This window comes from Stenotrophomonas sp. 05L44_2, from assembly GCF_056665995.1.
The window spans coordinates 1-1,099 of record NZ_JBFTNR010000999.1 but is presented as its reverse complement, the minus strand read 5'-3'; the positions used below and the strand labels follow the sequence as shown (position 1 = coordinate 1,099).

General features: G+C 63.7%; 1 protein-coding gene. It reads left to right on the top strand.

Annotated features, from left to right (window positions below; translation table 11 throughout):
• On the top strand, positions 1 to 1,099 hold a 1,099-nt coding region (locus AC1VAN_RS22625), incomplete at both ends, for an outer membrane beta-barrel protein (protein WP_480986837.1).

The window sequence follows — 1,099 nt, the reverse complement described above, 5'->3', positions numbered from 1 at the left end:
GTACACGCGTCGCGGCTTCAGCACGGCCCCGTTCGCGTTCTTCAATGAATTCCAGGTCAAGACCGGCGGCTACTCGGTCGAGTTTGGCCGTTCCACCGGCGGCGTGATCAACGCGGTCACCCGCTCGGGCAGCAACGAGTTCAAGGGCGGCGTGGAAGTCACTGCCGAGCCCAGCGCAGGGCGCTCAAGCGGCGGTGACCATTTCCATCGCGACGGTACGCCGCATTCCTATGGCAGCCGCGACAACAACTCGTTCCTGAAGACCAATGTCTGGGGCTCTGGGCCGATCATCAAGGACAAGCTGTTCCTGTTCGCCATGTACGAGGACCGCAACGACCGCGGCCACAACACCTCGTCCGATGGCAGCACCTGGTTCAAGAACAAGTCCGGCAATGGGTTCTGGGGCACCAAGCTGGACTGGAACATCAATGACAACCACAGCCTGGCGCTGCTGGCATTCTCCGATGAAGGCGATGTCACCAATGCGTCCTACGCCTACGACTGGGATGACAACCGCCTCGGCGACTGGGGCGGTGATTCGATCACCGAGACTGGCGGCAAGAACTGGTCAGCCACCTACACCGGTCACTTCGGACAGAACTTCACCGCGCGCGCGATGGTCGGCCAGAACAACCAGCGCGCCTTCACCAACTCGTCGCTGGACCAGGCCTGCAGCCCGGTGTTCACCGACAGCACCTATGGCACCCGTCTGTCCAAGCTGCAGGGCCTGCGCGCCGGCTGCCATCCGACCGGGACCGCCGTGGCCGAGCGTGATGACACACGCGACGTGGCGCGCCTGGACTTCGAATGGCAGCTGGGAGACCACCTGCTGCGCTTCGGCGTTGACCGCGAGCTGATGACCACCGACCAGACCACCCGCTATCCCGGGCCGACCGCCTTGAGCTACACCGCCTACGTGGCGCGTCCCGGGGATGAAGTGTGGGACGGCGCCAATGCCTACGTGCCGGCCGGTGTCACCGAGATGCTGCGTGCGCGCAACCGGCAATCCGGCGGCAAGTTCGAGACCGAAGCCAATGCCTTCTACCTGGAAGACATCTGGAACATCACTCCGAACCTGATGCTGAACCTTGGCGTGCGT